The organism is Staphylococcus sp. GDY8P85P, assembly GCF_017892405.1.
Lineage (GTDB): Bacteria > Bacillota > Bacilli > Staphylococcales > Staphylococcaceae > Staphylococcus > Staphylococcus borealis.
In genome coordinates, this window is sequence record NZ_JAESLA010000021.1 from 37,583 (window position 1) to 43,954 (window position 6,372).

At 36.3% G+C, this 6,372-nt stretch carries 4 protein-coding genes; all 4 read left to right on the top strand.

Features of this window, described 5'->3' with window-relative positions; genetic code table 11:
- The first annotated feature begins 10 nt into the window (after window positions 1–10).
- The 4 genes from KA828_RS05150 to KA828_RS05165 all read left to right on the top strand — a co-directional run bounded on the left by KA828_RS05150 (window position 11) and on the right by KA828_RS05165 (window position 6,118).
- Complete coding sequence (locus KA828_RS05150) at window positions 11–1,978, top strand: DHH family phosphoesterase (protein ID WP_053030336.1); 1,968 nt, start codon at window positions 11–13, stop codon at window positions 1,976–1,978.
- Entirely contained in the window at window positions 1,975–2,421 is a 447-nt protein-coding gene (gene rplI / locus KA828_RS05155; protein ID WP_016930923.1) for a 50S ribosomal protein L9, read from the top strand. Before KA828_RS05150 ends, rplI begins: the two co-directional genes overlap by 4 nt.
- A 739-nt stretch (window positions 2,422–3,160) precedes the next feature.
- Entirely contained in the window at window positions 3,161–4,555 is a 1,395-nt protein-coding gene (gene dnaB / locus KA828_RS05160) for a replicative DNA helicase (RefSeq protein ID WP_053030337.1), read from the top strand.
- Window positions 4,556–4,834: 279 nt separating this feature from the next.
- Window positions 4,835–6,118 (top strand): adenylosuccinate synthase, encoded by a 1,284-nt coding sequence (locus tag KA828_RS05165; protein ID WP_053030338.1) that lies wholly within the window; start codon window positions 4,835–4,837, stop codon window positions 6,116–6,118.
- The last annotated feature ends 254 nt before the right edge of the window (window positions 6,119–6,372 follow it).

The window sequence follows — 6,372 nt, forward strand, 5'->3', positions numbered from 1 at the left end:
AGGTGGAATAATGAACCGTCAATCCACTAAGAAGGCATTACTCATACCATTTATTTTAATGGTACTTACTTCAATTGCACTTGTCGTAGTATGGTTTATCTTTAAACCATTAGTTGCGACCATTGCAGCAGCTATTTTAGTCGTGATGATTATTATTGGCATTGTATTAGTAAGACAGGCCTTGTTGAAAATGGATAATTATGTGGATAATTTAAGTGGTCATATCTCGGCTGGAAGCAATAGGGCAATTAAACGATTGCCAATTGGCATGGTCGTTCTTGATGCTGATGATCATATTGAATGGATTAACCAGTACATGTCTGAACACTTAGAAACAAATGTCATCTCAGAACCAGTCAATGAAGTTTTTCCGAATATTTTAAAGCAGTTGGAAAAGGTACAAGAAGTCGAAATCGAACATGGCCAATATCATTACCATGTACGTCATTCTGAAGAGGAAAATTGTCTATATTTCTTTGATATCACAGATGAAGTGCATACCAATGAACTATATGAAGAATCAAAACCAATTATTGCAACATTATTCTTAGATAACTATGATGAAATCACGCAAAATATGAACGATACACAACGTTCTGAAATCAACTCAATGGTAACACGAGTGATTAGTCGTTGGGCATCAGAATATAATATCTTCTTCAAACGTTATAATTCTGACCAGTTCGTAGCGTATTTAAATCAAAAAATATTAGCCGAAGTTGAAGAATCGAACTTTGAAATTCTTAGCCAACTACGCGAAAAAAGTGTTGGTTACCGTGCCCAATTAACATTGAGTATCGGTGTCGGTGAAGGTACTGAGAACTTAATTGATCTTGGTGAGTTATCACAATCTGGTTTAGATTTAGCATTAGGTCGTGGTGGTGACCAAGTAGCAATTAAAAATATGAACGGAAATGTACGATTCTATGGCGGTAAGACTGACCCGATGGAAAAACGTACGCGTGTAAGAGCGCGTGTTATTTCTCATGCATTAAAGGATATCTTAACCGAAGGCGACAAAGTAATTATTATGGGACACAAACGTCCCGATTTAGATGCGATTGGTGCAGCGATAGGTGTATCAAGATTCGCATTAATGAATAACTTAGAAGCTTACGTAGTCTTGAATGAGGAAGATATTGATCCAACATTACGTCGTGTAATGGATGAAATCGATAAGAAACCAGAATTGAAAGAGCGATTCGTCACATCAGATGAAGCTTGGGATATGATGACATCTAAATCTACGATCGTTGTTGTGGATACACATAAACCAGAGATGGTATTAGATGAGAACATTTTAAATAAAGCTAACCGTAAAGTGGTCATTGACCATCATAGACGAGGAGAAAGCTTTATTTCTAACCCGTTATTAGTTTATATGGAACCTTACGCAAGTTCGACAGCAGAACTTGTGACAGAGTTATTAGAATATCAACCAACTGAACAACGTTTAACACGTTTAGAATCTACAGTCATGTATGCAGGTATTATCGTTGATACACGTAACTTCACATTACGTACAGGTTCTAGAACGTTTGACGCTGCAAGCTATTTACGTGCTCACGGCGCAGATACGATATTAACACAACATTTCTTAAAAGATGATGTCGATACGTATATTAATCGTTCAGAGCTTATTCGAACAGTTGAAGTTCAAGATAATGGTATAGCGATAGCACATGGTTCTAACGAAAAAATTTATCATCCTGTTACAGTTGCACAAGCTGCGGATGAGTTGTTAAGTTTAGAAGGTATAGAGGCTTCTTATGTTGTGGCTAAACGTGAAGATAACTTAATAGGTATCTCAGCACGTTCATTAGGCTCTATTAATGTTCAATTAACGATGGAAGCATTAGGTGGCGGCGGTCACTTAACGAATGCTGCAACGCAATTGAAAGGATTATCAATTGAAGAAGCGATTGAACAATTACAACAAGCAATTACAGAACAAATGAGTAGGAGTGAAGACGCATGAAAGTAATTTTCACACAAGACGTTAAAGGTAAAGGTAAAAAAGGCGAAATTAAAGATGTACCAGTAGGTTATGCAAATAACTTTTTAATTAAAAATAACTATGCTGTTGAAGCAACTCCAGGTAATTTAAAACAATTAGAACAACAAAATAAACGTGCTGAAGCGGACAGACAAAAAGAAATCGATGACGCTAAAGCATTAAAAGCTAAATTAGAAGAAATCGAAGTTGAAGTAAGTGCTAAAACTGGTGAAGGTGGCAAATTGTTTGGTTCTGTAAGTACGAAACAAATTGCTGAAGCACTTAAAACACAACATGATATTAAAATTGATAAGCGTAAAATGGATTTACCTCAAGGTATCCATGCATTAGGTTATACAAATGTACCTGTTAAATTAGATAAAGAAGTTGAAGGCACAATCCGTGTTCATACAGTAGAGAAATAAGTTTTCCTTTCCTAGCGGAAAGAAATTTTGTTGGTTGGCTTTTAACTACGCTTAAGTTGATACGCTTTCCAGGGTACAGTTTTAGCCAGAATTACCTCACAGATAAATCTGTGGGTAATTCTAAGGTCTTCAACTTGTACTGTTCCCTCGGGAGTCTTTCAACTACGCTTCGTTAGCCAATCACAAAATTTCTCTTTTTCTAAAAAGAATTTACTATTTTATCTTAAGTGGAATGCTTCAAAATCGTAATTTTAAAAATAAAGTTATTATTTAACTTGAAAAAGTAAAACAAGTTTTTAATTTTAATTGCTAATTATAATAATTTGGGAAGATAAGTAACTCAAACAAATAATTCTAAGATAAATAACGCAGCGTAGTTGTGAGACTCCTAGTGGAAAAGAAAGCGGGAGTGGGACAGAATTCTTTTAAATTCGTCGTAACCCCAACTTGCTTAGCTTGTAAAATCACTTTCGTGATTTTTTGTGTTGGGGCCCCGCCCACCCCTGCAAAGGTGACTAGAACTGAGAAAAGCTTGATTTAAGCGCCTTCTCAGTTCAGTCAACTACTGCGAATTTGCTAAATAGCATTATTATATTATTTATGTCCCAGACTCTTTCCCACAGGAAAGCGAAACAACTTAAGCAAGTGACCATTTATCTTAGAATTAAAATTTAATTGAACAATGTTGCACTGCGTTTGAGAAACTTTAGATGGATTAGATTTAGAGGTGTATGAATCAATGGATAATATGTATGAGCAAAAACAAATGCCACATAACAATGAAGCTGAACAATCTGTCTTAGGTGCAATTATTTTAGATCCACAATTGATTAATTCGACTCAGGAAGTGCTTCTTCCTGAGTCCTTTTATAGAGGTGCCCACCAACACATCTTCAGAGCGATGATGAATCTGAATGAAGATGGTGATGAAATTGATGTCGTAACGTTAATGGATCAATTAACTAAAGAAGGTACATTAAGTGAGGCTGGTGGTCCTCAATATTTAGCGGAACTCTCAAATAATGTACCAACGACACGTAATATTCAGTACTACACAAATATCGTTTCAAATCATGCATTGAAGCGCAGATTAATTCAAACTGCGGATAGCATTGCAAATGATGGTTATGATAATGAACTCGAATTAGATGCGATTTTAAGTGATGCAGAGCGACGCATTCTTGAACTATCATCTAATCGACAAAGTGATGGATTTAAGGATATTAGAGATGTATTAGGGCAAGTTTATGAAACAGCTGAAGAACTCGATCAAAATAGTGGTCAAACACCTGGTATCCCTACCGGTTATCGCGATTTAGATCAAATGACAGCTGGGTTCAACCGAAATGATTTAATTATTTTAGCAGCCCGTCCTTCAGTAGGTAAGACTGCCTTCGCTCTTAATATTGCGCAAAAGGTAGCGACACATGAAGGTAATTATACTGTTGGTATTTTCTCACTCGAGATGGGGGCAGACCAATTAGCAACACGTATGATTTGTAGTTCTGGTAATGTGGACTCTAACCGATTACGTACAGGTACGATGACAGAAGAAGACTGGAATCGATTTACAATTGCAGTCGGTAAATTATCACGTACCAAAATTTTCATCGACGATACACCTGGTATTCGAATTACAGACTTACGTTCTAAATGCCGTCGTTTAAAACAAGAGCACGGTTTAGATATGATTGTGATTGACTACTTACAGTTAATTCAAGGTAGTGGTTCTCGTGCTTCTGATAACAGACAACAAGAAGTATCTGAGATTTCACGTACATTAAAAGCGATTGCGCGTGAATTAGAATGTCCTGTTATCGCACTAAGTCAGTTATCTCGTGGTGTGGAACAACGTCAAGATAAACGGCCAATGATGAGTGATATTCGTGAATCTGGTTCTATCGAGCAAGATGCTGATATCGTTGCCTTCTTATATCGTGATGATTATTATAATCGTGGCGAGGGTGAGGATGATGACGCAGGTTTCGAACCACAATCAAATGATGAAAATGGCGAAATTGAAATCATTATCGCTAAACAACGTAATGGTCCGACAGGGACTGTGAAGCTACACTTTATGAAACAATATAATAAATTTACAGACATTGATTATGCACATGCAGACATGTCATAAAAATATTTTTTACCGTACATTCAAAGTTATGAAAAATTAAATGTACGGTTTTTATTTTGTTTTGGCAATGATTTTTAAGCCTAAGTATGTATAATGATTTTTGGTAAAAAGAACTTTAATACGCTTGATATCAACGTTTTAAAAGATTTATTGAATAGAATAATATTTAAGTAATGATGTGATATGTCATAAATTTAATGTTCGATTTTTATTTGCATTATAAGGTTCGTATTGATAGAATACTTAATGGTTAATTGAGAAAACTTTGGAGGTGCTCACATGTCATCAATCGTAGTTGTTGGGACACAATGGGGAGACGAAGGTAAAGGTAAAATTACAGATTTCTTAGCGGAACAAGCAGATGTTATTGCGCGCTTTTCAGGAGGTAATAACGCAGGTCATACGATTCAATTTGGTGGAGAAACTTATAAGTTACATTTAGTACCATCAGGCATTTTTTACAAAGATAAATTAGCAGTGATTGGTAATGGTGTTGTTGTAGATCCAGTTGCATTATTAAAAGAGTTAGACGCTTTAAATGAACGTGGTGTATCTACTTCAAACTTACGTATTTCTAACCGTGCGCAAGTCATTCTTCCATATCACTTAGCACAAGATGAATATGAAGAACGTCGTCGTGGCGATAATAAAATCGGTACGACTAAAAAAGGTATCGGACCAGCTTATGTTGATAAAGCACAACGTATTGGTATCCGCATGGCTGATTTATTAGAAAAAGAAACATTCGAAAGACGTTTAAAAGAAAACATTGAAGTTAAAAATGCATATTTCAAAGGTATGTTTAATGAAACTTGCCCACGTTTCGATGAAATCTTTGATGAATACTATGCTGCAGGTCAACGTCTAAAAGAATTTGTTACGGATACTTCTAAAATCTTAGACGATGCATTTGTAGCTGAAGAAAAAGTTTTATTTGAAGGTGCACAAGGTGTCATGTTAGATATTGACCACGGTACATATCCTTTCGTAACTTCAAGTAACCCTGTTGCAGGTAACGTAACAGTTGGTACAGGTGTAGGCCCAACTTTCGTATCTAAAGTGATTGGTGTATGTAAAGCATATACTTCTCGTGTAGGTGACGGTCCATTCCCTACAGAATTATTTGATGAAGATGGACATCATATTAGAGAGGTTGGTCGTGAATACGGTACAACAACAGGACGTCCACGTCGTGTAGGTTGGTTTGACTCAGTTGTCTTACGTCACTCTCGTCGTGTTAGCGGTATTACAGACTTATCTATTAACTCTATCGACGTGCTTACAGGTCTTGATACAGTGAAGATTTGTACTGCATATGAATTAGATGGAGAAGAAATTACAGAATATCCAGCTAACCTTGATCAATTACGTCGTTGTAAACCAATCTTTGAAGAATTACCAGGATGGAAAGAAGATATCACTGGTTGCCGTACATTGGAAGAATTACCAGATAATGCACGTAAATACTTAGAACGCATTTCTGAATTATGTAATGTACGTATTTCAATCTTCTCAGTAGGTCCAGACCGTGACCAAACAAATTTATTAGAACAATTATGGTAGAAAAAGGTGTGAAGAAAAGCGGTTAGGTCGCGAGCAATAACGAGCTATGAGCGAAAATCGTTCTGTGATTTTAGCGATTAGCGTATTATTGTCGAACGACCTGCTTTTCGTAACCCGATTATCAAAACAAGGTGCGAAAGTGAGCGCTTAGGTTGTGAGCAGAATCGAAAAGTGAGCAAAACTGTTTCTCAAGTTTTGTCGAGCTTTGAGAATTTCTGCCGAGAAACCTGCTCACTGAAACCCGATTATCAAAA

Bases quoted from the DNA above. Each gene is read 5' to 3' on its own strand.
- KA828_RS05150 (WP_053030336.1), top strand. From the start codon at position 11: ATGAACCGTCAATCCACTAAGAAGGCATTACTCATACCATTTATTTTA.
- rplI (WP_016930923.1), top strand. From the start codon at position 1,975: ATGAAAGTAATTTTCACACAAGACGTTAAAGGTAAAGGTAAAAAAGGC.
- dnaB (WP_053030337.1), top strand. From the start codon at position 3,161: ATGGATAATATGTATGAGCAAAAACAAATGCCACATAACAATGAAGCT.
- KA828_RS05165 (WP_053030338.1), top strand. From the start codon at position 4,835: ATGTCATCAATCGTAGTTGTTGGGACACAATGGGGAGACGAAGGTAAA.